Source organism: Kitasatospora sp. NPDC050463 (genome assembly GCF_040655255.1).
Lineage (GTDB): Bacteria > Actinomycetota > Actinomycetes > Streptomycetales > Streptomycetaceae > Kitasatospora.
In genome coordinates, this window is the sequence record NZ_JBFAJO010000023.1 from 63,187 (window position 1) to 85,552 (window position 22,366).

General features: G+C 71.3%; 25 protein-coding genes. 12 read left to right on the forward strand and 13 right to left on the reverse strand.

All coding sequences use genetic code 11. The features are described from left to right. The first annotated feature begins 3 nt into the window (after nucleotides 1-3). The 3 genes from tpiA (at nucleotide 4) to AB0J08_RS17025 (ending at nucleotide 1,607) form a co-directional block, all read left to right on the forward strand. Nucleotides 4-789 (forward strand): triose-phosphate isomerase, encoded by a 786-nt coding sequence (gene tpiA, locus AB0J08_RS17015; RefSeq protein ID WP_360633790.1) that lies wholly within the window; start codon nucleotides 4-6, stop codon nucleotides 787-789. An 88-nt stretch (nucleotides 790-877) separates the two neighbouring features. Beyond that, nucleotides 878-1,114 (forward strand): preprotein translocase subunit SecG, encoded by a 237-nt coding sequence (secG, locus tag AB0J08_RS17020; RefSeq protein ID WP_360633793.1) that lies wholly within the window; start codon nucleotides 878-880, stop codon nucleotides 1,112-1,114. A 157-nt stretch (nucleotides 1,115-1,271) separates the two neighbouring features. Beyond that, the gene (locus tag AB0J08_RS17025; protein WP_035841977.1) at nucleotides 1,272-1,607 is read left to right on the forward strand and encodes an RNA polymerase-binding protein RbpA; all 336 of its coding nucleotides are present in this window, start codon (nucleotides 1,272-1,274) and stop codon (nucleotides 1,605-1,607) included. A gap of 60 nt (nucleotides 1,608-1,667) precedes the next feature. Here the strand turns inward: AB0J08_RS17025 and pgl are convergent, their stop codons facing one another. The 5 genes from pgl to tkt form a co-directional block, all read right to left on the reverse strand. Further along, the gene (gene pgl / locus AB0J08_RS17030; protein ID WP_360633796.1) at nucleotides 1,668-2,456 is read right to left on the reverse strand and encodes a 6-phosphogluconolactonase; all 789 of its coding nucleotides are present in this window, start codon (nucleotides 2,454-2,456) and stop codon (nucleotides 1,668-1,670) included. Then, nucleotides 2,453-3,565: a glucose-6-phosphate dehydrogenase assembly protein OpcA gene (gene opcA / locus AB0J08_RS17035; protein WP_360633799.1), complete on the reverse strand. Its 1,113-nt coding sequence runs from the start codon at nucleotides 3,563-3,565 to the stop codon at nucleotides 2,453-2,455. Before opcA ends, pgl begins: the two co-directional genes overlap by 4 nt. Continuing rightward, nucleotides 3,562-5,118 carry a glucose-6-phosphate dehydrogenase gene (zwf, locus tag AB0J08_RS17040; protein WP_360633946.1) on the reverse strand — a complete coding sequence of 519 codons (1,557 nt, stop codon included), beginning with the start codon at nucleotides 5,116-5,118 and terminating at the stop codon, nucleotides 3,562-3,564. Before zwf ends, opcA begins: the two co-directional genes overlap by 4 nt. 61 nt (nucleotides 5,119-5,179) lie before the next feature. Next, complete coding sequence (tal, locus tag AB0J08_RS17045; protein ID WP_360633802.1) at nucleotides 5,180-6,319, reverse strand: transaldolase; 1,140 nt, start codon at nucleotides 6,317-6,319, stop codon at nucleotides 5,180-5,182. A 94-nt stretch (nucleotides 6,320-6,413) separates the two neighbouring features. Beyond that, nucleotides 6,414-8,513, reverse strand: a complete 2,100-nt coding sequence (gene tkt / locus AB0J08_RS17050; RefSeq protein ID WP_360633805.1) for a transketolase — start codon at nucleotides 8,511-8,513, stop codon at nucleotides 6,414-6,416. 466 nt (nucleotides 8,514-8,979) lie between these two features. On the opposite strand from tkt, the gene AB0J08_RS17055 reads away from it, so the two are divergent. Then, on the forward strand, nucleotides 8,980-9,921 hold the full coding sequence (locus tag AB0J08_RS17055; RefSeq protein WP_360633808.1) for a heme o synthase: 942 nt from the start codon (nucleotides 8,980-8,982) through the stop codon (nucleotides 9,919-9,921). A gap of 53 nt (nucleotides 9,922-9,974) precedes the next feature. Here AB0J08_RS17055 and AB0J08_RS17060 read toward each other — a convergent pair whose 3' ends face one another. Next, nucleotides 9,975-10,616 carry a DUF2461 domain-containing protein gene (locus AB0J08_RS17060; RefSeq protein ID WP_360633811.1) on the reverse strand — a complete coding sequence of 214 codons (642 nt, stop codon included), beginning with the start codon at nucleotides 10,614-10,616 and terminating at the stop codon, nucleotides 9,975-9,977. A gap of 72 nt (nucleotides 10,617-10,688) precedes the next feature. On the opposite strand from AB0J08_RS17060, the gene AB0J08_RS17065 reads away from it, so the two are divergent. After that, on the forward strand, nucleotides 10,689-11,027 hold the full coding sequence (locus AB0J08_RS17065; protein WP_360633814.1) for a hypothetical protein: 339 nt from the start codon (nucleotides 10,689-10,691) through the stop codon (nucleotides 11,025-11,027). Nucleotides 11,028-11,097: 70 nt separating this feature from the next. Here the strand turns inward: AB0J08_RS17065 and AB0J08_RS17070 are convergent, their stop codons facing one another. Further along, entirely contained in the window at nucleotides 11,098-12,048 is a 951-nt protein-coding gene (locus AB0J08_RS17070) for a COX15/CtaA family protein (protein ID WP_360633949.1), read from the reverse strand. A gap of 345 nt (nucleotides 12,049-12,393) precedes the next feature. Between AB0J08_RS17070 and AB0J08_RS17075 the strand changes: the two genes are divergently transcribed. From AB0J08_RS17075 to AB0J08_RS17085, 3 genes are all read left to right on the forward strand, one after another. Beyond that, nucleotides 12,394-13,728 (forward strand): choice-of-anchor A family protein, encoded by a 1,335-nt coding sequence (locus AB0J08_RS17075; protein ID WP_360633817.1) that lies wholly within the window; start codon nucleotides 12,394-12,396, stop codon nucleotides 13,726-13,728. Between the two features lie 299 nt (nucleotides 13,729-14,027). Then, the gene (locus AB0J08_RS17080) at nucleotides 14,028-14,753 is read left to right on the forward strand and encodes an LAETG motif-containing sortase-dependent surface protein (RefSeq protein ID WP_360633820.1); all 726 of its coding nucleotides are present in this window, start codon (nucleotides 14,028-14,030) and stop codon (nucleotides 14,751-14,753) included. A gap of 237 nt (nucleotides 14,754-14,990) precedes the next feature. After that, a complete protein-coding gene (locus tag AB0J08_RS17085; RefSeq protein WP_360633823.1) occupies nucleotides 14,991-15,437 on the forward strand; it encodes a DUF4231 domain-containing protein in 447 nt (148 codons plus the stop codon). Nucleotides 15,438-15,511: 74 nt separating this feature from the next. On the opposite strand, the gene AB0J08_RS17090 is transcribed toward AB0J08_RS17085, so the two are convergent. The 4 genes from AB0J08_RS17090 to AB0J08_RS17105 all read right to left on the reverse strand — a co-directional run bounded on the left by AB0J08_RS17090 (nucleotide 15,512) and on the right by AB0J08_RS17105 (nucleotide 18,056). Next, nucleotides 15,512-16,057 (reverse strand): GNAT family N-acetyltransferase, encoded by a 546-nt coding sequence (locus AB0J08_RS17090; RefSeq protein ID WP_360633952.1) that lies wholly within the window; start codon nucleotides 16,055-16,057, stop codon nucleotides 15,512-15,514. Between the two features lie 300 nt (nucleotides 16,058-16,357). Further along, on the reverse strand, nucleotides 16,358-16,936 hold the full coding sequence (locus AB0J08_RS17095) for a 1,4-alpha-glucan branching protein (protein WP_360633826.1): 579 nt from the start codon (nucleotides 16,934-16,936) through the stop codon (nucleotides 16,358-16,360). A gap of 54 nt (nucleotides 16,937-16,990) precedes the next feature. Then, on the reverse strand, nucleotides 16,991-17,200 hold the full coding sequence (locus tag AB0J08_RS17100) for a DUF397 domain-containing protein (RefSeq protein WP_360633829.1): 210 nt from the start codon (nucleotides 17,198-17,200) through the stop codon (nucleotides 16,991-16,993). Then, nucleotides 17,193-18,056: a helix-turn-helix transcriptional regulator gene (locus AB0J08_RS17105; RefSeq protein WP_360633832.1), complete on the reverse strand. Its 864-nt coding sequence runs from the start codon at nucleotides 18,054-18,056 to the stop codon at nucleotides 17,193-17,195. Before AB0J08_RS17105 ends, AB0J08_RS17100 begins: the two co-directional genes overlap by 8 nt. A gap of 313 nt (nucleotides 18,057-18,369) precedes the next feature. On the opposite strand from AB0J08_RS17105, the gene AB0J08_RS17110 reads away from it, so the two are divergent. The 3 genes from AB0J08_RS17110 to AB0J08_RS17120 are packed head-to-tail and all read left to right on the forward strand — an operon-like array spanning nucleotide 18,370 to nucleotide 19,216. After that, the gene (locus AB0J08_RS17110) at nucleotides 18,370-18,741 is read left to right on the forward strand and encodes an ATP-binding protein (protein WP_360633835.1); all 372 of its coding nucleotides are present in this window, start codon (nucleotides 18,370-18,372) and stop codon (nucleotides 18,739-18,741) included. Next, a complete protein-coding gene (locus AB0J08_RS17115) occupies nucleotides 18,738-18,989 on the forward strand; it encodes a hypothetical protein (RefSeq protein WP_360633838.1) in 252 nt (83 codons plus the stop codon). Before AB0J08_RS17110 ends, AB0J08_RS17115 begins: the two co-directional genes overlap by 4 nt. Further along, nucleotides 18,977-19,216: a hypothetical protein gene (locus AB0J08_RS17120; protein ID WP_360633841.1), complete on the forward strand. Its 240-nt coding sequence runs from the start codon at nucleotides 18,977-18,979 to the stop codon at nucleotides 19,214-19,216. Before AB0J08_RS17115 ends, AB0J08_RS17120 begins: the two co-directional genes overlap by 13 nt. 330 nt (nucleotides 19,217-19,546) lie before the next feature. Here the strand turns inward: AB0J08_RS17120 and AB0J08_RS17125 are convergent, their stop codons facing one another. Together AB0J08_RS17125 and AB0J08_RS17130 are read right to left on the reverse strand one after the other, a co-directional pair. Continuing rightward, nucleotides 19,547-20,317, reverse strand: a complete 771-nt coding sequence (locus AB0J08_RS17125) for an ABC transporter permease (RefSeq protein ID WP_360633844.1) — start codon at nucleotides 20,315-20,317, stop codon at nucleotides 19,547-19,549. Then, nucleotides 20,314-21,240 (reverse strand): ABC transporter ATP-binding protein, encoded by a 927-nt coding sequence (locus tag AB0J08_RS17130; protein ID WP_360633847.1) that lies wholly within the window; start codon nucleotides 21,238-21,240, stop codon nucleotides 20,314-20,316. Before AB0J08_RS17130 ends, AB0J08_RS17125 begins: the two co-directional genes overlap by 4 nt. 276 nt (nucleotides 21,241-21,516) lie before the next feature. Here AB0J08_RS17130 and AB0J08_RS17135 point away from each other — a divergent pair, with 276 nt between their 5' ends. After that, complete coding sequence (locus AB0J08_RS17135; protein WP_360633850.1) at nucleotides 21,517-22,359, forward strand: ArsR family transcriptional regulator; 843 nt, start codon at nucleotides 21,517-21,519, stop codon at nucleotides 22,357-22,359. Nucleotides 22,360-22,366 lie beyond the last annotated feature (7 nt).

A 22,366-nucleotide genomic window follows, 5' to 3' on the forward strand; every position in this document is an offset into this window, starting at 1 on the left:
GCAATGACTGAGCGTCTCCCGCTGATGGCGGGCAACTGGAAGATGAACCTCAACCACCTTGAGGCCATCCAGCACACCCAGAAGCTGGCCTTCGCGCTGGCCGACAAGGACTACGAGTCGGTCGAGGTCGCCGTTCTGGTGCCGTTCACCGACCTGCGTTCGGTGCAGACCCTGGTCGACGGCGACAAGCTGAAGATCAAGTACGGCTCGCAGGACATCTCGCGGCACGACTCCGGTGCCTACACCGGCGAGATCTCCGGCCCGATGCTGTCCAAGCTGAAGTGCACCTACGCGGTGATCGGTCACTCGGAGCGCCGCCAGTACCACGGCGAGAACGAGGAGATCGTCAACGCCAAGGTCAAGGCCGCCTACCGCAGCGGGATCACCCCGATCCTCTGCATCGGCGAGCCGCTGGAGATCCGCAAGGCCGGCACCCACGTCGAGTACACCCTGGCCCAGCTCGACGGGGCCCTGCAGGACGTCCCGGCCGACCAGGCCGAGTCCGTCGTGGTCGCGTACGAGCCGGTCTGGGCGATCGGCACCGGCGAGGTGGCGACCCCCGAGGACGCCCAGGAGGTCTGCGCGGCCATCCGCAAGCGGATCGCCGAGCTGTACGACGCCCCGCTGGCCGAGAAGGTCCGCGTGCTGTACGGCGGTTCGGTCAAGTCCTCCAGCGCGGCCGGCCTGATGGCCAAGCCCGACGTCGACGGCGGCCTGATCGGCGGTGCCTCCCTGGACGCCGACGAGTTCGTCAAGATCGTGCGGTACCGTGACCAGGCAGTAGGCTAACGCCGCCGCAGCAACGTAGGCTTTGGGGCCGGACCGCATCGTGGCGGCCCGGCCCCTTCGCCGAAGATACGAGAGAGTTGGTCCCGCCGTGGTTCTCGGGTTCTCGATTGCCCTGATCATCTTCAGCCTGCTGATGATCCTCCTGGTGCTGCTGCACAAGGGGAAGGGCGGCGGTCTGTCCGACATGTTCGGCGGCGGCGCGATGTCCACCGGCGGCGGCTCGGCCGTGGCCGAGCGCAACCTGGACCGCATCACGGTCATCGTCGCCGTCGGCTGGTTCGCGTGCATCATCGTGCTCGGCCTGGTGCTCAAGTACAAGAGCTGACGTATCTCTGACGCCCTGTCGCCCCGCGGCCTATGCTGGAACGGTCCGGGGCGGAGTCGGTGGCGGTGCATCCTTAACTCCTGCTTACACTAGGACGACTTTCGCCACCGACGCGCACCGCGGCGGGTCGGCGTACCAGCACGCAGGGAGTCAGACCGTGGCAAGTGGCAACGCCATCCGTGGCAGCAGGGTCGGAGCCGGCCCGATGGGCGAGGCGGAGCGCGGCGAATCCGCCCCCCGTAACCGGATCTCCTTCTGGTGTGCCAACAAGCACGAGACCCGTCCCAGCTTCGCCGCGGAGGCGGTCATCCCGGACACCTGGGACTGCCCGCGGTGTGGGTTTCCGGCCGGCCAGGACGAGCACAACCCGCCGGCCCCCTCGCGCAACGAGCCCTACAAGACCCACCTCGCCTACGTCCGTGAGCGGCGCACCGACGCCGACGGCGAGGCGATCCTCGCCGAGGCGCTGGCCAAGCTGCGCGGTGAGATCTGAGCACCTGACCAACGCCGAAGGGCGCCACCGTGGAGAACGGTGGCGCCCTTCGTCATGCGGTCAGGCCGAGGCCGGCGGGTACAGCTGCGGCGGGAGCTGAGCCGCTGCGGCGCGGTCCAGCAGCCACAGCGTCCGGCTCCGCCCGTGGGCGCCCGAGGCGGGTGCCTGGAGCTCGCCCGGGCCGGACAGCGCCAGTGCGACGGCGCCCGCCTTGTCCTCGCCGGCCGCCAGCAGCCAGACCTCGCGGGCCGCCCGGATGGCCGGGAGGGTGAGCGAGATCCGGTTCGGCGGGGGCTTGGGCGCACCGCGCACGCCGACCACCGTCAGCGCCGTCTCCCGCACGCCCGGGTGCTCGGGGAAGAGCGAGGCGACGTGGGTGTCCGGGCCGACGCCGAGCAGCAGCACGTCGAAGGCGGGCACGCCGAGGCGGTCCCCCGGTCCGGCGGCCTTGGCCAACTCCTCGGCGTAGCGGGCGGCCGCGGCCTCGACGTCCGAGCCGTCCACGCCGTCCGAGGCGGGCATCTCGTGCACCCGGGCCGGGTCGAGCGGGACGGCGTCGAGCAGCTCCGCCCGGGCCTGGACGGCGTTGCGCTCGGTGCTCGCGGCGGGCACGAAGCGCTCGTCGCCCCACCAGAGGTCGAGCCGGGCCCAGTCGACCGCGTCCCTGGCCGGGGAGGCGGCGATGGCGGCCAGCAGGGCGTTGCCGTTGCGTCCGCCGGTGAGCACCACCGAGGCGGTGCCGCGGGCGGCCTGGGCGTCCACGATCCGGGTGATCAGCCGGGCCGCGGCCGCCTGGGCCATCAGCTCCTTGTCCCGGTGGACGACCAGCTGCGGGGTCGAGGCCGTCACGAGCCCGCCTTCTTGGCGGCGCGCTTGGCCGGAGCCTTCTTCGCCGGGGCGGCCTCCCCGGCCTCGCCGGCCTCCTCCGGCGTCTCCAGGACCTTGGCGGTCACCCGGGTCGGGTTGGCCACCGCGGCCTCGGAGACCACCGCCTTGGCGGCCTTCTCGGCCGCCACCGTCTCGGCGTTGGCCGGCTCGTGCAGCCGCTCGACGGGCGTGCGGACGGCCGTCGCGTAGATGTCGTCCGGGTCGAGCCGGCGCAGCTCCTCCGCGATCAGCTCGGACGTCTCGCGGCGCTTCAGCGCCACCTGGCGGTCCGGCGAGCCGGGCATGGAGAGCGTGCCCATCAGGCCGTCCGGGCGGTCCAGGGTGATGTCCCCGTCCTTGGTGCGCAGGTGCACCGCGGTGATGCCTGGGCCGCCGGTGACGACCCGCTCGACCGGCACGTGCAGCCGGTTGTGCAGCCAGAGGCCGAGCAGCTCGACGCTGGGGTTGTACGACTCGCCCTCCACCACCGCGGCGGTGACCTGGGAGGGCCGCTGGTCCAGCGCGGCGGCCAGCATCGAGCGCCATCCGGTGATCCTGGTCCAGGCCAGGTCGGTGTCGCCCGGGGTGTAGCTCTGGGCCCGCTGGGCGAGCTGGCCCACCGGGGACTCGGCGGTGACCGCGTCGGTGATCCGGCGCTGGGCGATCGAGCCCAGTGGGTCCTGCGCCGGGTGCAGCGGCGCGTTCTCGGGCCACCAGACCACCACCGGAGCGTCCGGCAGCAGCAGCGGCAGGACGACCGACTGGGCGTGCGCGGCGAGCTCGCCGTGCATGCGCAGGACGACCGTCTCGCCGGAGCCGGCGTCGGTGCCGACCAGGACCTCGGCGTCCAGGCGGGTCTCGGCCCGGGCCCGGGGCGAGCGCCCGGCGCGCTTGATGACCGCCAGGGTGCGCGAGGGGTGCTCGCGGGAGGCGTCGTTGGCGGCCTTGAGGGCGTCGTAGGCGCTGCCCTCGTCGGTCACGATCACCAGGGTGAGCACCATGCCGGCGGCGGTGGAGCCGCTGGCCCGGCGCGCCTCCATCAGCGTCGCGTTGATCTTGCTGGACGTGGTGTCCGTGAGGTCGATCTTCATGGCCGGCGCCAGCTCCTGCCGTCTCGTGCGAGCATCTCGTCGGCCTCGACCGGGCCCCAGGTCCCTGCCGGGTACTGGGCGGGCTTGCCGTGGGTGTCCCAGTACTTCTCGATCGGGTCGAGAATCTGCCAGGAGAGTTCGACCTCCTGGTGGCGCGGGAACAGGTTGGCGTCGCCGAGCAGCACGTCGAGGATGAGCCGCTCGTAGGCCTCCGGGCTGGACTCGGTGAAGGATTCGCCGTAGGCGAAGTCCATCGTGACGTCCCGGACCTCGAAGGAGGTGCCCGGCACCTTGGAGCCGAACCGCACCGTCACGCCCTCGTCCGGCTGGACCCGGATGACCAGGGCGTTCTGCCCCAGCTCCTCGGTCGCGTAGGAGTCGAACGGCAGGTACGGGGCGCGCTGGAAGACCACCGCGATCTCGGTGACCCGGCGGCCGAGCCGCTTGCCGGTGCGCAGGTAGAACGGCACGCCCGCCCAGCGGCGGTTGTTGATCTCCAGCTTGATGGCCGCGTAGGTGTCGGTCTTGGAGTCCGGGTTGATGCCGTCCTCGTCGAGGTAGCCGCCGACCTCCTCGCCGCCCTGCCAGCCGGACGCGTACTGGCCGCGCACGGTGTGCTTGCCGAGGTCGGCCGGGAGCTTGACGGCGCTGAGCACCTTGAGCTTCTCGGCCACCAGCGCCTTGGGGTGGAACGACGCCGGCTCCTCGATGGCGGTGAGTGCCATGAGCTGGAGCAGGTGGTTCTGGATGACGTCCCGGGCTGAGCCGATGCCGTCGTAGTAGCCGGCCCGGCCGCCGATGCCGATGTCCTCGGCCATGGTGATCTGCACGTGGTCGACGTACGACCGGTTCCAGATCGGCTCGAACATCTGGTTGGCGAACCGCAGCGCCAGGATGTTCTGGACGGTCTCCTTGCCCAGGTAGTGGTCGATCCGGAAGACCTCGTCCCGCGGGAAGACCTCGTGGACGATCCGGTTCAGCTCCTGGGCGCTCTCCAGGTCGTGACCGAAGGGCTTCTCGATGACGGCGCGCCGCCAGGAGCCCTGCGGCGGGTCGGCCAGGCCGTGCTTCTTCAGCTGCTGGACGACGGTCGGGAAGAACTTCGGCGGTACCGAGAGGTAGAAGGCGAAGTTGCCGCCGGTGCCCTGGGCCTTGTCGAGTTCCACGATGGTCTCGCGGAGCTTGTCGAAGGCGTCGTCGTCGTCGAAGGTGCCGTGGACGAAGCGCATGCCCTTGGCGAGCTGCTGCCACACCTCCTCACGGAAGGGCGTCCGGGCGTGTTCCTTGACCGCGTCGTGGACCTCCTGGGCGAAGTCCTCGTCCTTCCACTCGCGGCGGGCGAAGCCGACGAGCGAGAAGCCCGGCGGCAGCAGGCCGCGGTTGGCCAGGTCGTAGATGGCCGGCATCAGCTTCTTGCGGGACAGGTCACCGGTGACCCCGAAGATGACCAGGCCGGACGGCCCCGCGATACGCGGGAGCCGCCGGTCGGTGGGGTCACGAAGCGGGTTGACGGGAGCGGGGGGAGAGTCGCTCGCGTCCGAGTCCGACGTCAACTCAGGGAAGTCAGTGCTCACTTGATGTGCTCCGCTTTCGTGCGCTGGCTGTGAGCAGGGGTCACTTCTCGTCGGCGAAGGAGGCGAGCGAGGCGGTGACGGTGTCGAGCAGCTCGATCCAGGACTGCTCGAACTTCTCGACGCCCTCGTCCTCCAGCACCTGGACGACGTCGTCGTAGTCCACGCCGGCGGCGGCGATGGCGTCCATCACGGCCTTGGCGTCGGCGTAGTTGGGGACGATGGTGCCGCCGGTGATCACGCCGTGGTCGCCGGTGGCCTCCAGGGTGGCCTCGGGCATGGTGTTGACGGTGCCGGGGGCGATCAGCTCGGTGACGTACAGGGTGTCCGGCAGGGCCGGGTCCTTGACACCGGTGGAGGCCCAGAGCGGGCGCTGCGGCTTGGCGCCGGCGGCCTCCAGGGCCTTCCAGCGGGCGCTGCCGGCGGTCTTGCCGTCGACGCTGCCGAAGATCTCCTCGTACGCCTGGTAGGCCAGGCGGGCGTTGGCCAGGGCGGCCTTGGAGCGCAGCTGCTTGGCGTCGCCGCCGATCTTGTCGAGACGCTTGTCGATCTCGGTGTCCACGCGGGAGACGAAGAAGGAGGCGACCGACTCGATCTGCGAGAGGTCCAGGCCCTTGGCCTTGGCGGTCTCCAGACCGGTCAGGTAGGCGTCGATCACCGCGCGGTAGCGCTCCAGCGAGAAGATCAGCGTGACGTTGACGCTGATGCCCTTGCCGACGACCTCGGCGATCGCGGGCAGGCCGGCCTTGGTGGCGGGGATCTTGATGAGGACGTTCGGGCGGTCGACGAGCCACCAGAGCTGCTTGGCCTCGGCGATGGTGGCGGCCGTCTCGTGGGCCAGGCGCGGGTCGACCTCGATGGAGACCCGGCCGTCGCGGCCGTTGGAGGCGTCGTAGACCGGGCGCAGCACGTCGGCGGCGTCGCGCACGTCCGAGGTGGTGATCATGCGGATGGCTTCGTCGGTGGTGACCTTGCGGACGGCGAGGTCACGCAGCTGGCCGTCGTAGGAGGAGTCCCCGCCGCCGATGGCCTTCTGGAAGATGGTCGGGTTGGTGGTCACGCCCACCACGTGCTTGTTCTGCACCAGCTCGGCGAGGTTGCCGGTGTTCAGCCGCTTGCGGCTGAGGTCGTCCAGCCAGATCGCTACGCCTTCGTCGCTGAGGCGCTTCAGTGCGTCAGTCATGGTGCTCAGTCCTTCTTCTTCTGTCTTCAATGTCTGTGGGGTCGTCAGACGGGCCGCGTACCCGCTGTGCGGGCGGGCACGCGGCCCGGTGGTGCTAGCGGTTGACGGCTTCGAGCGAGCGCAGCGCGTTGTGGGCCTCGGCGACGACCCGCTCGGTGGTCAGACCGAACTCCTCGAAGAGCACCTTGTAGTCGGCGGAGGCGCCGAAGTGCTCCAGCGAGACGATCCGGCCGTGGTCGCCGACCAGCTCGCGCCAGCCCTGGGCGATGCCGGCCTCGACCGAGACGCGGGCCTTGACCGACGGCGGCAGCACGCTGTCGCGGTAGGCCTGGTCCTGCTCCTGGAACCACTCGAAGGACGGCAGCGAGACCACGCGGGTCGCGGTGCCCTCGGCCTCCAGGATCTCGCGGGCCTGGACGGCCAGCTGGACCTCGGAGCCGGTGGCGAGCAGGATCAGCTGCGGGTCGCCGTTGGAGGCCTCGGCCAGGACGTAGCCGCCCTTCGCGGTGCCCTCGGCGGAGCCGAAGACCTCGCGGTCGAAGGTCGGGACGTTCTGGCGGGTGAGCGCCAGACCGACCGGGCCCGGGTGGCTGCTGTGCCGCTCGATGACGGTGCGCCAGGCGACGGCCGTCTCGTTGGCGTCGGCCGGGCGGACCATGGTCAGACCCGGGATGGCGCGCAGCGAGGCCAGGTGCTCGACCGGCTGGTGGGTCGGGCCGTCCTCGCCGAGGCCGATCGAGTCGTGCGTCCAGACGTAGGTGACCGGCAGCTTCATCAGCGCGGCCAGGCGGACGGCCGGGCGCATGTAGTCGGCGAAGACCAGGAAGGTGCCGCCGAAGACCCGCGTCCCGCCGTGCAGGGCGATGCCGTTCATGGTCGAGCCCATGGCGTGCTCGCGGATGCCGAAGTGGATCGTCCGGCCGTAGGGGCCGGCCGACTTCAGCGGGTTGCCCTCGGGGAGGAAGGAGCTGTCCTCGTCGATGGTGGTGAGGTTGGACTCCGCGAGGTCGGCCGAGCCGCCCCACAGCTCCGGGATCACCGCGCCGAGCGCCTTGAGGGTCTCACCGGAGGCCTTGCGGGTGGCGACGTCCTTGCCGGCCGCGAAGACCGGGACGGCCTTCTTCCAGGCCTCGGGGAGCTCGCCGGCCTGGATGCGGTCGAACTCGCCGGCGCGCTGCGGGTTCGCGGCGCGCCAGGCGTCGAAGGACCGCTGCCACTCGTCGCGGGCGGCCTTGCCGCGCCTGATGACCAGGCGGGCGTGCTCGATGACCTTCTCGCTGACCTCGAAGGTCTTCTCCGGGTCGAAGCCCAGGACCTTCTTGGTGGCGGCGATCTCGGCGGCGCCGAGCGCGGAGCCGTGCGCCTTGGCGGTGTTCTGCGCGTCCGGGGCCGGCCAGGCGATGATCGTGCGCATCGCGATCATCGACGGGCGGGAGGTCTCGGCCTTGGCCGCGGCCAGCGCCTCGGCCAGCGCGGCCACGTCGATGTCGCCGTTGGACTTCGGGGTGACTCGCTGGACGTGCCAGCCGTACGCCTCGTAGCGCTTGAGCACGTCCTCGGAGAAGGCCGTCTCGGTGTCGCCCTCGATCGAGATGTGGTTGTCGTCGTAGAGCGCGACCAGGTTGCCCAGCTTCTGGTGGCCGGCCAGCGAGGACGCCTCGGCGGAGATGCCCTCCTCCAGGTCGCCGTCGGAGACGATGGCCCAGATGGTGTGGTCGAACGGCGACTCGCCGGCGGGGGCGTCCGGGTCGAACAGGCCGCGCTCGAAACGGGCGGCCATCGCCATGCCCACGGCGTTGCCGATGCCCTGGCCGAGCGGGCCGGTGGTGGTCTCGACCCCAGCGGTGTGGCCGTGCTCGGGGTGACCCGGGGTGCGGCTGCCGGCGACCCGGAAGGCCTTGAGGTCGTCCAGCTCCAGGCCGTAGCCCGAGAAGTAGAGCTGGGTGTAGAGCGTCAGGCTCGTGTGCCCGGGAGAGAGAACGAACCGGTCGCGGCCGACCCAGGCCGGGTCGGTCGGGTCGTGGCGCAGGAAGCGCTGGAAGATCAGGTACGCCGCCGGGGCCAGCGACATGGCCGTCCCGGGGTGTCCGTTGCCGACCTTCTGGACCGCGTCCATGGCCAGGACGCGGGCGGTGTCCACCGTCCGCTCGTCCAGCTCGGACCACTCGAATGTATTCGTCGGCGTCGTGCTCACCCTGTCTCAGGGCTCCTTCCATTGTGAAGAGTGACCCCGTGAAGGGGACCGGGTCGGCCACGTCGCTGGGGCCGGACATTGGGTGGTGCCGGTCACGGAGGGTAGATCCCGCTTCTCGGTGCGAGCCTACCGTCCGTGTCGTGGCTCACCCTCCGTGCTGAGACAACCGGGATTTCGGTATGGCGATTCCCACGAGAGTTCGAGAGGTGCTTTTGTCCCAGGCTCTCCTGGTTTCGTGGGGTCTGCCCGCCCGATGGTCAGGACGGGGGACGGGCATCGCAGCAGGTCGGCTTCGTGTGTTCGGCCAGGGGTTCACCCAGGGGTGTGCGTTCCGCCCCGCCGGGGGACCCCGGAGCCGGTGGGGAGATATGGAGCGTCTAAGGTGGCGTGGTACGCGCAGAGCGGACGATTCGGGAACTTCGTTCCGGTGGACGCCTGCGAGGATTCATCTTCAGTTGGGGTGTTAGTGACCGCCGTCGAATCCCGTCCCGCCGGGGTCACCGGGGCGACGCCTGCGCACCGGCCGTTCGGGGCCCGTGTCGGCGCATTCGTCGCCCTGACCAAGCCCCGGATCATCGAGCTGCTGCTGATCACCACCGTGCCGGTGATGTTCCTGGCGCAGCGCGGTGTTCCGGATCCGCTGCTGGTACTGGAGGTGGTCGTCGGCGGCTACCTGTCGGCCGGCGGCGCCAACGCCCTCAACATGTACATCGACCGCGACATCGACGCGGTGATGTCACGCACCGAGCGGCGGCCGCTCGTCACCGGGATGGTGTCGCCGCGCGAGGCGCTGGTCTTCGGCATCGCACTGGCGGTGGCCTCCACCCTCTGGCTGGGCTACCTGGTCAACGCGCTCTCCTCACTGCTCGCGCTGTCGGCTCTGCTCTTCTACGTGTTCGTCTACACGCTGGGGCTGAAGCGGCGCACCGCGCAGAACATCGTCTGGGGCGGGATCGCCGGCTGCATGCCGGTCTTCGTCGGCTGGGCGGCGGTCACCAACTCGGTCTCCTGGTCGGCGCTGGTGCTCTTCCTGGTCATCTTCTTCTGGACGCCGCCGCACTACTGGCCGCTGTCGATGAAGGTGCGCGAGGACTACGAGCGTGCCGGCGTGCCGATGCTCCCGGTGGTCAAGGGCAACCTGGCGGTCGCCAAGCAGATCGTCATCTACTCCTGGGTCATGGTCGCCGTTTCACTGGCGCTCTGGCCGCTGGCCGAGACCAGCTGGCTGTACCCCGTCTCGGCGGTGCTGCTGGGCGCGGCCTGGCTGAAGGAGGCGCACGGGCTGTACGCCCGGGCCAAGGCCGGGACGGTCGGCGCGAAGCTCAAGGAGATGCGCCTCTTCCACTGGTCGATCACCTACCTGACGCTGCTGTTCGTGGTCATCGCGGTGGACCCGTTCGTGAAGTAGCCGCTGGAACGCGGGAGGGGCCCCGGTCTTCGGACCGGGGCCCTCCCGCGTTTTCAGCGCGGTGCCAGTTCGGACGGCCCCACCCGGTCGTCCAGCCAGTCCCGGAGGGGCTGGGAGGCCCGCAGGAAGCCGGTGATCCGGTCGTGGGCCGCCCGGGTGCCGAGCCACGCCGCCGGCGGCCACTCCTGCCAGGCGATCAGCCCCTTGTGGCGGAGCAGCTCGATCCGGGGGTGGCCCCCGGGGTACCCGCGCGGGGCGGACTTCAGGCTGTCCCGGCCGACCACCTGCGGGCCGGCCCGGCGGACCCGGGCGATCACCCGCTCCAGCTCGGTGCCGCCGACGTCGTCGGCGACGGCCGCCCGGTAGCGTGCCAGCTGGTCCGGGGCGAGCCGGTACATCCCGTTGCCGCAGGCCAGGCCGTCGGCGGAGAGCTGGATGTAGCCGCCGGCCGCCAGATGGGCGCCGATGTGCGTCTTGTACGGGGACTTGTCGGCGCTGAACCGGACGTCCCGGTTGGGGCGGAAGATCTTGCCCGGCCCGAACTCGGGCTCCAGCTCGGCGAGCAGCTGTTCCATCGGCTCCCGGACGGCGTGCTCGTACCGGTCCTTGTGGGTCTGCCAGAAGGTCCTGGAGTTGTCGGTCTCCAGGTGCTCGTAGAACTCGAGGGCCTCGGCCGGCCAGCCTTGGAAGGTCACCGTTCCAGTATGTGGCCCGGTGCACAGTCCGGTCCCGTCGCCAGCTCCGCTACCGATGGGTAGCATGCGGGCATGAGCAGCGCAGAGACCGCCACCCCCGCCGCGCCGGACGCCCGCGTCGAACGCCGCGCCAAGCGCATCGCCAAGCACCTGACCGCCTTCGCCCGGCAGCACGGCGGCAGCGCCGACGGTGTCGTCGAGTACGTCGGCGCCGTCGCCACCCGGATCGTCGTGGTCGGCGCGGACGGCGCCTGGGGCGATCAGGTCGCCCCGAGCTACGCCGTCGGCCGCCGGGCCGCCGAGCTGGCCGGGGTCACCCTGCACGACGACTTCGAGGGCGAGCTGGGCCTGCGGGTGAGGACCGGCCCGTACGAGTGGAAGCGGATGGCCGGCATCCAGGTCGGCGGCTGACGCCGGCCCCGGACACGCGAAGGGGGCCCCGGGTGATCCCGGGGCCCCCTTCGCGTGCGCGCGTCCGGGTTCAGACGGCGGCGGTCTGCGGTGCCTGGGCGGGCAGCGGCGCGACGGGCGCGTCCTCGTCCGCACGGACCCGCAGCGCGAGCGGGATGCGCAGGACGGCGATCCAGGTGAGCGTGGCGCCCAGCATGTGCACACCGACCAGGAGCTCCGGAACGTCGGTGAAGTACTGGACGAAGCCGAGCACGCCCTGGACCAGGAGCACCACGAGCAGCTCACGGGCGCGGGCGCGGGCGGCCGGCGGGGCCTTCACGGCGGCGAGGACGAAGACCACCGCGATCGCCAGGCCGACCGAGACGAACGCCAGGTCGGCGTGCACCTGGGCGAGGCGGTCGTAGTCGATGGGGATCCGCGGCACCAGCTTGTTGTCCTTGGGCGTCCCGGGGTGGTGCCCGGCGCCGGTCACCAGCGTCCCGGCCGCGACCAGCAGGCCGATCACGGTGACCAGGACGTAGGAGAGCCGGACGATCGGGCGGGCCACCGCCGGCCTCGGCGGGCCGTCGCCCTCCCGGGACCGCTCCCACATCAGCAGCGCGACCCAGACCAGGGCCATCGCGGAGATCAGGTGGACGGCGACGGTGTAGGGGTTGAGGCCGGTCAGCACGGTGATCCCGCCGATCACGGCGTTGCTCATCACCAGCCAGAACTGCGCCCAGCCCAGCGTGGTCAGGCTGCGCCGCCAGGGCTTCGCGGCCCCCTCGGCCGAGGGCCGGCGGTGGCAGCGGGCGGCCAGGATCGCCCAGCCGACGGCCGCGCTCAGCACGTAGGTGAGCATCCGGTTGGTGAACTCGATGACGCCGTGGAGGCCCATTTCGGGCGTCGGCGTGATGCTTTCGCCGGTGCAGCGGGGCCAGGTGGTGCAGCCGAGGCCGGAGGCGGTGAGCCGGACGGCTCCGCCGGTGACGACGATCACCACGCTCATCACCAGCGCGGCGAACGCGGCGCGCCGGACCATGGCGGCGGACGGCTGCCAGCGGTCGGCGAGCAGGGAGAAGGGGGTAGGCACGGGGTCAATCGTAGGCGGCCTTACAGCCGATCTTGGGGCGGGGCGGCGCGGGGCGGTGTCGTGGGGCGGCGCGGGGCGGTGTCGTGCCGGGGGAGCACCCGCCGGCCCGCCGCTGCGGCCTGCCGTCCGGAGAGTCCGCCGGGCGGCTTCGCGGGGCCGGGCCGTTCGAACGGGACTGTTCGGGCATTGTGGACATTGGTCTTGACCAATCACTTGTTCGGCCGAAAGAGTGCGGTTGGTCCATACCATCTTCCGGACCTCTCCCACCCCCGCACGCAAGCGGAGATCCTGCACATGCGCACACCCATACCCGCCGCCGCGCTCGCGCTCGGCGGATCCCTCGCCCTGGCCGCTCTCGTCGCCCCGGCCGCCGCACACGCGACGGAGCCCGGCCGGCAGTGCCAGAGCCTCGGAGTCGCGAACCTCTACGGGGAGTTCATCGAGGGCGACGACACCCACACCCCGGACGCCGAGGGCGCGGTGGCGGTCGGCGGCAACGCGGACTTCACCGGCGGCTTCTCGGTCGGCCAGGAGCTGACCGCCGACCAGGTGGCGGCGCTGCCCGGCGGCAACGCGCTGGTCGTGGCCGGCAAGATCAGCGGGCCCAGCACCCAGGTGATGAAGGGCAACGGCGTCTACGGCTCGAAGGCCGCCGGCGCCGTCGTCGACGCGCACCAGGGCAAGATCAGCCAGGGCGCGTCCCCGATCGACTTCAAGGCCGAGTTCATCAAGCTGCGCGCCGCCGCCACCGCGCTCGCCGCCACGCCCCGGACCGCCGGTGCCACGGTCGAGGCGAAGGGCGCGGACCTCTACCTGAGCAGCGCCGACGCCGTGCTCAACAGCTTCACCGTCAGTGCCGCGACCCTCCAGGGCGCCACCGACGTCTTCGTGAAGGTGCCGGTCGGGTCGGTCACCGTCGTCACCGTGACCGGTGACGGCTACGACATGGCCGCCGCCAGGACCACGGGCTTCCACCTGTGGGACGAGGGCAGGAAGGCGTACGTCCTGGACGACAAGCTGCAGAGCGCGGCGGGCGGGGCCGTCCGGGCCAAGCTGCTCTGGAACTTCCCGACCGCGACCAAGGTGGTCAAGAACGGCCAGGCCGCCTGGGCCGGTACCGTGCTGGCGCCGAACGCCGCCTTCGACCTCGGCAGCGGCGGTCCGGTCAACGGTTCGGTGATCGCCAAGTCGCTGACCGGCAAGGGCGGCGCGGAGACGCACCACTACCCGTTCACCGGCTGCCTGCCCACCGAGCCGCCGACCGTACCCCCGGTGGTGCCGAGCGGTTCGCCGTCGGCGACCACCACCCCGAGCGTGCCGGTCACCCCGAGCGTGCCGGTGACGCCGGGCGCCTCGGTGACCCCGAGCGCCTCCGGCGGCCCGTCCACCCCGACCGGCGGCAAGCCGAGTCCGAGTGCGTCGGGCGGCCCCTCGGCCGCCGCCTCCCCGTCGTCGGCGGCGGTGCCGAGTGCCTCGGCCAGTCCGTCGGCCGAGGCCAGCACCGGCGGCGGCCTCGCCCACACCGGCTCCGGTCCGGTCGTCCCGCTGGCGATCGGCGGTGCGATCGTGATCGCCGCCGGTGGCGCGATCGTGGTGGCCGCGCGGCGTCGGGCGGCCAAGCAGGCCTGACGGTCGGCTGTTGACCGTTGTGTTGCCCTCGGTGGTCGGATTCGACCGCCGAGGGCAACGCTTTTTGGCCACTGTGACGGAATACGTTCAAGTCTGCCGAACCGGTGTTGTTCCAGGTGATGGATGTGATGGGCTGGATCCCGCACGACCGAGGCCGGGCGGACAGTCGAAAACCGGCCGCCCGGCGGGCTGTGGGGAGGTGCGGGTGTGCCGGTAGAGTCCCCCGGACAGTCGTGGCGGGCAACCGCGAAACCACTCAACAAGCCTGCTGCGCAAGACCGTTCGGAGGGGACAGCGAAATGGCGCGACAGCGGCGGCAGATCGGTATCAGGAACGCGGCACTGGCGGGGACGGCGGCAGCCGCCGTCCTGCTGCCCATGGCCCTGGCGACCAGCGCCTCGGCGCACGTGCCGACGTGGCAGGTGACCTGCGACAAGATCGTCATCGATCTGACCAACTACAGCGACGCGAGCGGTGTCAAGAACGTCGTCAGCCTGACCGTCGACGGCGAGAAGGTGCTCGACCAGAAGCCGTTCGGCAAGGAGTTCCACGGGACGTACCCGGTGAAGGACCACGCCAAGCCGGTCAGCGCGACCTTCGTGGTCACCACCACCGAGGACCCGAAGAACGCGGACTGGAACAAGACGGAGACCAAGACGATCGAGGTCTGCCACACCCCGACCCCGACTCCGACGCCCACCCCGACCCCGACGCCCACCCCCACCCCCACGCCGACCCCCACGCCCACGGTGACCCCGACCCCGACGCCCACCCCCACCAAGACGGGCACCCCCACGCCGACCCCGTCGCGCACCGCCACCCCCACGGCGTCCCCGACCCCGACGGCGACCCCCACCCGGACGCCCACCCCGACCCCGAGCACCGCCACCCCGGGCCCGGTGCTCGCCCAGACCGGTAGCAGCGACGCCACCCCCGCCATCGCGGCGGCCGGCGGCGGCGTCCTGCTGCTCGGCGGTGCGATCGTCCTGCTCGCCCGCAAGCGCCGCGGCGGCAGCGAGAGCTGACGCCCGCGCTCGGTAGCCCCGGCGGCCCCCCGCTCGCACGTCGAGCGGGGGGTCGCCGCGGTGTCGCGGCCGGACCGATCACCAGGTTCGACACGGAGCAGCGGCAGCGGATCCGGCCGTTGACCGTACCGTCCCGCGGTGTGAGACCCTTCGGTCGCGATCGGCGGGGGTGTCGCGCATGGCAACGATGGGGGAGACATGGAACCTGGCGGGTCTGGGCGCGTGGGGCCGACACCGGTGGAGACCGCCGGTCATCTCCTGGAGCGGATCCGGGAGGGCAGTCTCCACGTCCGGAGGAAGAAGAAGACCTTCCGCCTGGCCTCCTCGGCCCTGAAGGTGCTGACGCTCCTGCTGTCCGCCGCCTCGACGATCATCCTCGGCCTCCAGAACCTGGACTTCTGGGCCGGCCTGGGCTTCGCCCTCGTGGCCGTGGTGACTCTGCTGGGAGCCGTCGAGTCGTTCTTCAACTGGCGATCGCGCTGGGTGTTGATGGAGGAGTCGCAGTACCGGTTCCAGCGTCTCGCCGCCGAGTTGGAGTACCTCATCGCCTCGACGCCCGCCGACGACCTCACCCAGGACCGGCTCCGGCCGCTCTTCGACGAGTACCAGGGCGTGTGGGCGCGGCAGAGCGAGCGCTGGCTCCAGGACCGTGGCACGCAGGCCTCCTCGCCCGGGAGCGGCTGAGCCCGCGCTCGGTAGCCCCGGCGGCCCCCGCTCGCACCGTCGAGCGGGGGCCGCCGCAGTGTGTGACCGGGAGCTCAATCGGACGGCGCTCCCGAGGACCACACGCCCATCCACTGTTCGGCGCCCCACGCCTCGAACAGCTGCACCTCGGTGAACCCCAGCTTCGCCGCGAGCCGCATCGAGCGGTCGTTGGCGGTCTGGGTGCAGAGCACCACCGGCTCGCCGGGAAGCGCGTCGGCGAACCAGCCGAGCACCGCCGCGCACGCCTCGACGGCGTACCCGCGTCCCCATGCCTCCGGCAGGAACAGGTAGCCGAGCTCGGCCTCCCCGGCGTTCGGACGGACCTGACTCCGACGCTCCGCGTCGCGGTGGTTGAGTTCGACGGTGCCGATCATCGCTCCGTCGAGCTCGACCACGAAGAGGCCAAGGCGCCGCCCCGGCACCTCAGGCACCGCGCGATCGAGCTCCTCACGCGCCCGAGGGCCGCCCAGGTAGGTGTTCACCTCCGGCGAGGCGAACAGCTCGATGAAGGCCGTACGGTCCCGAGCCTCGGATTCGCGGAGCACGAGCCGCTCGGTGCTGATCGGGGCAGGCGGCCAGGGGACGGGGTGCTCAGTGATCTCATCCGACACGGAACGGCTCCTGATCCTCTCGGCCGCACGGTTCGCCCTCGTACGGCCATGGCAGGCGACGACCTCTGACGCCGCCGCACATCGAGACGCGTTCCGACGAGATGCCAGTTGCGTTCGCCCGGGAGGATCCGCCGGCCACGCCCTGGCCCGGCGCGACCGTGGGAGCTCCCGCGCTGCACCGGTCTACCGGGCGTTCCCCGGTAGACCGGTGCAGGGCGGGGAAGGCGGCCTGGTCGATCGAGCCGCCGATACGGCGGAAGGCCACGATCACGCTGGAGCGGCGAAGGCTCAGCTCGGCGCGAGGGTCGCCAGTACGCCCCGCACGGCCGTTCCGTCCGGCCAGGACCACCCGGCGACGAGGACCGCGGGCGACCTCTGTGCGGCCTCCGTCGGCCGCAGGGCGCGGTTGACCTGGACGGCGAGCCCGTCGGCAGGTCCGGTACCGCGCACGACGACGGTCGGGTCGGGGGTGTCGCTGATGGTCCGGTGCTGCGGCACCGCCTCACCGCGCAGGAGTGCGCGCAACCGCGCCATCACCACCGGGTCATGGACGCCGTCGTAGATCCACCGGGTACCCAGCACCCCGTGCTCGGACGTGCCGATCAAGGCCTCGTCGGCTGCGCCCTCCAGTGCGGCACCGCGGTAGCCCAGCGGCACCAGGTAGGCCACCGGCGCCGGCGCCGAGGTGTCCACCACGACCATGAACTCGATCCCGACCGCGCCCTCCGGGTCGTCCAGACGGAATCCGCCGGCGATCGCCAGTTCCGGCTCGTCGGGCCCGCCCGCGTACCAGCTCTGCTTCGGCAGCCAGCCGGTGAGCAGTTCCAGCTTGGTGGGCGTCATTGTGGTGCGGTGGATGGCGGCCATGAGCTCCCTCACGCGTAGGTCCGGGCCCTGTCGTGCCACGGGATGTGGTCGAACCTATCGGACGGGCGGCGGCCCGGCGTGGTGGTCGAAGTCGCTGGCTTTGGCGTCCTGGAGGAAGGCGGCGAACTTGCTGGGGGTGATGCGGAGGATGATGTCGCCGTTGTCGGACTCGCGGAGTTCGACCAGGCCGTTGGCAGTTCGCACCTCGACGCATTCGTTGGATGCACCGCTGTAGCTCGACTTCTGCCAATCAGACTTACTCATACTTGCCCTTCATCTCGTCCTCAAGGGATCGAATGAACTTTCGCGAGTCATCCTCCGACAGTGCGAGAGCGTCCAGTCGCGCGAATGTTGTCCGGTGGCTGGCCAGGTCTGCTGGGGAGTCGAAGAAGAGAACGCCCTGCGCGGTGTCCATCTGAAGGGTCGCAAGTTCTGGCACCGGGCCTTCGGCGAACATGATGTTCTCGCCGGCGCCGGGGAAGGTGTCCATGTCGAACGGCACCACCCTCACGGAGAGCGCCTGCTGTGCGGAGTCCTCGATGAGACTGCCGAGTTGGTCTGCGAGGACCTTGGGCCCGCCGAACTGCATCCGCAGAGCGGCCTCGTGAATGAAGGAGACGTACGGGGTCTTGCCGGAGCGGACAACGTGTTGGCGTTGTACGCGGAACGCCGTTCTGACGTCGATGTCGTGACGGGGTAGCGGCGGCGTGATCCGTGCGAACACGGCGGACGCATAGGCACTGGTCTGTTGGAGTCCGGGGATGTAGGTCGTGGCCCACGTGTAGAGCTTGTGGGCGTGGGCCTCCATCTCTGCGACCTCGAGAAAGTCGGTCGGTAGGACCCCTCGATACTCCTCCCACCAGCCCTTGCCGCGCGTCGCGACGAGGCCGGTGAGTGCGTCGACGAGTGGCTGGTTGGCGCACTTGCATGCTGCGGCGATCGTCCGTAGGCGGTCCGCGCTGATGCCGATCTTCCCCGTCTCCATCTGTGTCACCTGGGCAGGGCTCATGCCGAGGGCGCGGGCGAGTTGAGAGCCACTGAGGCCGGCCTGCTCCCTCATTCGTCGCAGCTCGGTGCCAAGCCTGCGCTGGCGCAGTGTCGGGTGGGGGCGTGGCGGCATGGTTTCCCTTCCGGGCCTGGGGTCGGGCCAAGTCTGCCCGGGCGGTCGTGAGCCGGTCTACCTGACTACTGATGCCACCGTAGAGGGAATTTCCCGCGATAGTTCAAATTTTAGAACCTTCCTGCGCTATCGTCATCCTCAAGTCGATCCGACGGATCGTCAGTAACGCCTGTTTTCACGGCAGTAGGCGCCTGCTGCCCTCGCACCGCAGAGCAGCCACGCGTGGCATCAACCAGCCTCGTCCTGGTCTGGCTCACGGCGACGATTCCGCCGGTCTATGAATCCACCACACCGCCTCATCCGGAGGTTTCCCATGTGTGCCTTCAACCCGCCCGACTGGTCCGCCGCCCGCGAGGAGCTGCGCGCCGTCCTCGCCTCCGCCAGCTGGCCGGACGACCTCATCCACGATGCCGAACTCGCCCTCTGTGAGCTGTTCGTCAACGCCTGGCGCCACGGTGGCAGCCCCGCGCCCCTGGTGATCGTCCTGCTTCTGAACGGCACCCTCCGCATCTCGGTCGCGGACGACAGCCCCACGCTCCCCGAACCCCGCACGTCCGCCGACCCCTACGAGCTCTCGGGCCGGGGGCTGCACCTCGTCCGCTCGCTCACCCACCGCTTCGGTGCGGACCCGCGCAAGCGTGGCAAGGGCAAGCTGGTCTGGTTCGAGCTGGACGCCGCCGCGTGAACGACACCCCCATCGCTCCGGACGACCTCCGGATGCGCGACTACACCGAAGCCCGGGTCACCGAACTCCTCCGCGAACTCCACGAGCGCGGCCGCAGGTTCGGCATCCAGTGGGGCTCCGCCACCACCCACCACGGCACCGTCGACGGCCGCATCCTGATCAACTTCGGCCACGCTCCCCTCGCCACCCTCGTGAACCTCCTGGATCTGCTGCGCGACCAGGAGAGGAACGAGCCGTGGGAGTCGTGATCCCGATGGTGACGGCTTCCACCCACGTGGAGCGCACCACCGTCCCGTACCTCGCCGTCGAGCACGTCCCCGACGCCACCGTGCAGTTGCGCCTCGCCGTCGACCTCGACGTGCACGCCGGCCCGGGCGAGCAGCTCGCCTTCCCCCTCACCCGCGACCAGGCCGAGGAGTTGCTCCACGGCCTCGCCGCCCACCTCGGGCACCGCGTGATCGGGATCCGCCGATGAGAACCGGCACCGCCAGTTTCCTCGTCGGGGCCGCCCTGCTCACCCTCCTCGCGCTCGCCCTCGTCACCGTGGCCCTCGGCGTCCTCACCGCCCTCAAGGTCAACGACGACCGGCACCCCCCGCCGCCGCCGATCACCCGCCACGGCCGCTGGGAACTGCGCGAACTCCCCGACGGCACCACCGAATACGCCTGGATCGCCCGCCAGGCGGGCCACTACGGCCCCGAGATCCGCCCCCACGACCGGCACCGCCGCCTACCCACCCTGAGCAGCCAACGCGAAGGCCCCCGCCCATCAGGACGGGGGCCTCGCGGCAGGCTCGGGCGCCGGGCTACTCCCAGCGGAAGAAGCGGGCCGCCGCCGCCAGCCCCAGCACCGCCCAGCCGGCCAGGATGCCGAGGTCCGCCCAGGGCACGCCGGCGCCGGTCTGGAGCACCGAGCGCAGGCCGTCGGAGAGGGCGGCGATGGGGAGCAGCTCCAGTACCGACTGGACGGCGGACGGGAACTTCGAAAGCGGGACGATCACCCCGCCGGCCAGTAGCAGCAGGATGAAGACCAGGTTGGCGGCGGCCAGGGTGGCCTCCGCCTTCAGCGTGCCCGCCATCAGCAGGCCGAGGCCGGAGAAGGCGGCGGTGCCGAGCACCAGCAGGGCGATGACGGAGAGCGGGTCGCCCTGCGGGGACCAGCCCAGCGCGAGCGCGATCACGCTCAGCAGGGCGACCTGCAACGCCTCCGTCACCAGTACGCAGCCGGTCTTGGCCGTGAGCAGCGCCCAGCGCGGCAGCGGACTGGCGCCCAGCCGCTTGAGCACGCCGTAGCGGCGCTCGAAGCCGGTGGCGATGGCCTGCCCGGTGAAGGCGGTGGACATCACGGCGAGCGCCAGCAGGCCGGGGGCCAGGAAGTCGACGCGCTTGCCGGGGCCCTCGACGGCGACGATGTCGACGGCGGAGAACAGCACCAGCAGCACCGTCGGGATGATCACGGTGAGCAGCAGCTGCTCGCCGTTGCGCAGCAGCATCTTCGTCTCGAAGGCGGTCTGGGCGAGCAGTATCCGGCCGACCGGGGCCGCGCCCGGCTTCGGGGAGTAGTCCACGGAGGTCATGAGCGGAGGTCCCGTCCGGTCAGGTCGAGGAAGACGTCTTCGAGGCTGCGGCGCTGCACGGCGAGCCGCTCGGGGAGGATGCCGGAGGCCGCGCACCAGCCGGTGACGGTGGCCAGCAGCTGTGGGTCGACCGGCGCCTCGATGCGGTAGCTGCCGGGGGCGGGCTCGGTGGCGCTCGCGCCCTCGGGCAGTTCCTTGAGCAGGGGGCCGAGGTCCAGCCCGGGCGGGCCGTCGAAGCGCAGCGAGGACTCGGCGCCGCCGCGGCAGAGCTCGTCCGGGGTGCCCTCGGCGATGACCTTGCCGTGGTCGACGATCGCGACCTGGTCGGCGAGCTGCTCGGCCTCGTCCATGTGGTGGGTGGTGACGACCACGGTGACGCCGTCCCGGCGCAGGTCGCGGACCAGCTCCCAGGTGGCTCGGCGGGCCTGCGGGTCGAGGCCGGCGGTGGGCTCGTCCAGGAAGACCAGTTCGGGGCGGCCGACCACGGCCATCGCCAGGGCGAGCCGCTGCTGCTGGCCGCCGGAGAGCCGGCGGTAGGTGGTGCGGCCGCAAGAGCCCAGGCCGAGGCGCTCGACCAGGGCGTCCACGTCGAGCGGGTGGGCGTGCAGCCTGGCGGTGTGCCGGAGCATCTCGACGGCGCGCGCTCCCGCGTACACGCCGCCGGACTGCAGCATCACGCCGATCCGGGGACGCAGCTCGGCGCCCTGGGTGACCGGGTCGAGGCCGAGGACGCGGACGGTGCCGGCGTCGGGGCGGCGGTAGCCCTCGCAGACCTCGATGGTGGTGGTCTTGCCGGCGCCGTTGGGGCCGAGCACGGCGGTGACGCCGCCGCGCGCGAGGGTGAGGTCGAGACCGTCCACCGCCGTCTTGTCGCCGTAGCGCTTGACCAGCCCGGTGACCCGGACCGCGGGTTCGGAGTGCATACCGGCGAGTCTAAGAGGAGCGGACGGGGCGGTCGGACGGGAGGCCGGGCCGGGCCGGTGGGCGAGGCGGGAAGGGCATGTCGGAGGATGGGATTCCGGATCTGCGGGCTCCCGGAAGGCGGCTCCCAGCGGCCCGGACGACCGGTGAAACGGTGCCCCGGTGATCGTTCTCGCAGGTCAGGTAAGCCTTACCTGCGTGACAGATGACACGAGTGAGGCCTGCATCACGGCTTGTCCCTTCGGAAGTAATTACGCAACAATCGTGTTGTGAAAAACATGCGCGAGCACTTCCCGGAGCAGGAGGCCGAGTCGGCCCCCGGCTGCGCCGTGCCCGCGACGGCCACCGAGGTGCTGCTCGACGGTCACCGTGCGACCCGGGACCGGGTCGCACGCTCGATCCTCGACCACGGCCCCTCCTCGGCCACCGACCTGGCGAACCGGCTCGGTCTGACGACCGCCGCCGTCCGTCGTCACCTGGACGGCCTCGCCGCCGCAGGCCTGGTCGACGCCCGCGAGCAGCGGGTGTACGGAAGCCGCGGCCGGGGGCGCCCGGCCAAGGTCTTCGCCCTCACCGAATCCGGCCGGGACGCCTTCTACCAGGCGTACGACCAGCTCGCGGCCGACGCGCTGCGCTGGATCTCGGACGCGGTGGGCGGCGGCGCCGCGGGCGAGGAGGCGGTCGCCGCCTTCGCCCGGGCCCGGTTCGGCAGGCAGGGTGAGAAGTACCTCGACGCCCTGCGTCAGGCCGAGGCCGGTGAGCGCACCGAGGCGCTGGCCCGGGCGCTGAGCGCCGACGGGTACGCTGCCACCGTGCGGCGGGTTCCGTCAGCCGCGGCGAAAACCCCGGCGGGCGCCCAGCTCTGCCAGCACCACTGCCCGGTCGCGCACATCGCCGAGCAGTTCCCGCAGCTCTGCGAGGCGGAGACCGAGGTCTTCTCCCAACTGCTGGGCACCCATGTGCAACGGCTGGCCACCATCGCCCACGGCGACGGGGTCTGCACCACCTATGTGCCGGCACCCGGTGCCGCATCGTCGCCCTCCCTGCGCAGCACGGGTCCGGGTTCCGATGCAGTGCCGACTGCCGGTACGTCCATCGAAGATTCAGCGTCCGCGCGTTAGGAAGCTC

What these genes read in the sequence shown, in the direction of transcription:
- AB0J08_RS17080 (WP_360633820.1), top strand. Translation starts at nt 14,028, where the DNA reads ATGGCGCGACAGCGGCGGCAGATCGGTATCAGGAACGCGGCACTGGCG.
- tal (WP_360633802.1), bottom strand. Translation starts at nt 6,319, where the DNA reads ATGACTGACGCACTGAAGCGCCTCAGCGACGAAGGCGTAGCGATCTGG.
- AB0J08_RS17100 (WP_360633829.1), bottom strand. Translation starts at nt 17,200, where the DNA reads ATGAGTAAGTCTGATTGGCAGAAGTCGAGCTACAGCGGTGCATCCAAC.
- AB0J08_RS17130 (WP_360633847.1), bottom strand. Translation starts at nt 21,240, where the DNA reads ATGCACTCCGAACCCGCGGTCCGGGTCACCGGGCTGGTCAAGCGCTAC.
- opcA (WP_360633799.1), bottom strand. Translation starts at nt 3,565, where the DNA reads ATGAAGATCGACCTCACGGACACCACGTCCAGCAAGATCAACGCGACG.
- AB0J08_RS17135 (WP_360633850.1), top strand. Translation starts at nt 21,517, where the DNA reads ATGCGCGAGCACTTCCCGGAGCAGGAGGCCGAGTCGGCCCCCGGCTGC.
- AB0J08_RS17125 (WP_360633844.1), bottom strand. Translation starts at nt 20,317, where the DNA reads ATGACCTCCGTGGACTACTCCCCGAAGCCGGGCGCGGCCCCGGTCGGC.
- AB0J08_RS17065 (WP_360633814.1), top strand. Translation starts at nt 10,689, where the DNA reads ATGAGCAGCGCAGAGACCGCCACCCCCGCCGCGCCGGACGCCCGCGTC.
- AB0J08_RS17070 (WP_360633949.1), bottom strand. Translation starts at nt 12,048, where the DNA reads ATGGTCCGGCGCGCCGCGTTCGCCGCGCTGGTGATGAGCGTGGTGATC.
- tpiA (WP_360633790.1), top strand. Translation starts at nt 4, where the DNA reads ATGACTGAGCGTCTCCCGCTGATGGCGGGCAACTGGAAGATGAACCTC.
- AB0J08_RS17105 (WP_360633832.1), bottom strand. Translation starts at nt 18,056, where the DNA reads ATGCCGCCACGCCCCCACCCGACACTGCGCCAGCGCAGGCTTGGCACC.
- AB0J08_RS17095 (WP_360633826.1), bottom strand. Translation starts at nt 16,936, where the DNA reads ATGGCCGCCATCCACCGCACCACAATGACGCCCACCAAGCTGGAACTG.
- AB0J08_RS17110 (WP_360633835.1), top strand. Translation starts at nt 18,370, where the DNA reads ATGTGTGCCTTCAACCCGCCCGACTGGTCCGCCGCCCGCGAGGAGCTG.
- AB0J08_RS17075 (WP_360633817.1), top strand. Translation starts at nt 12,394, where the DNA reads ATGCGCACACCCATACCCGCCGCCGCGCTCGCGCTCGGCGGATCCCTC.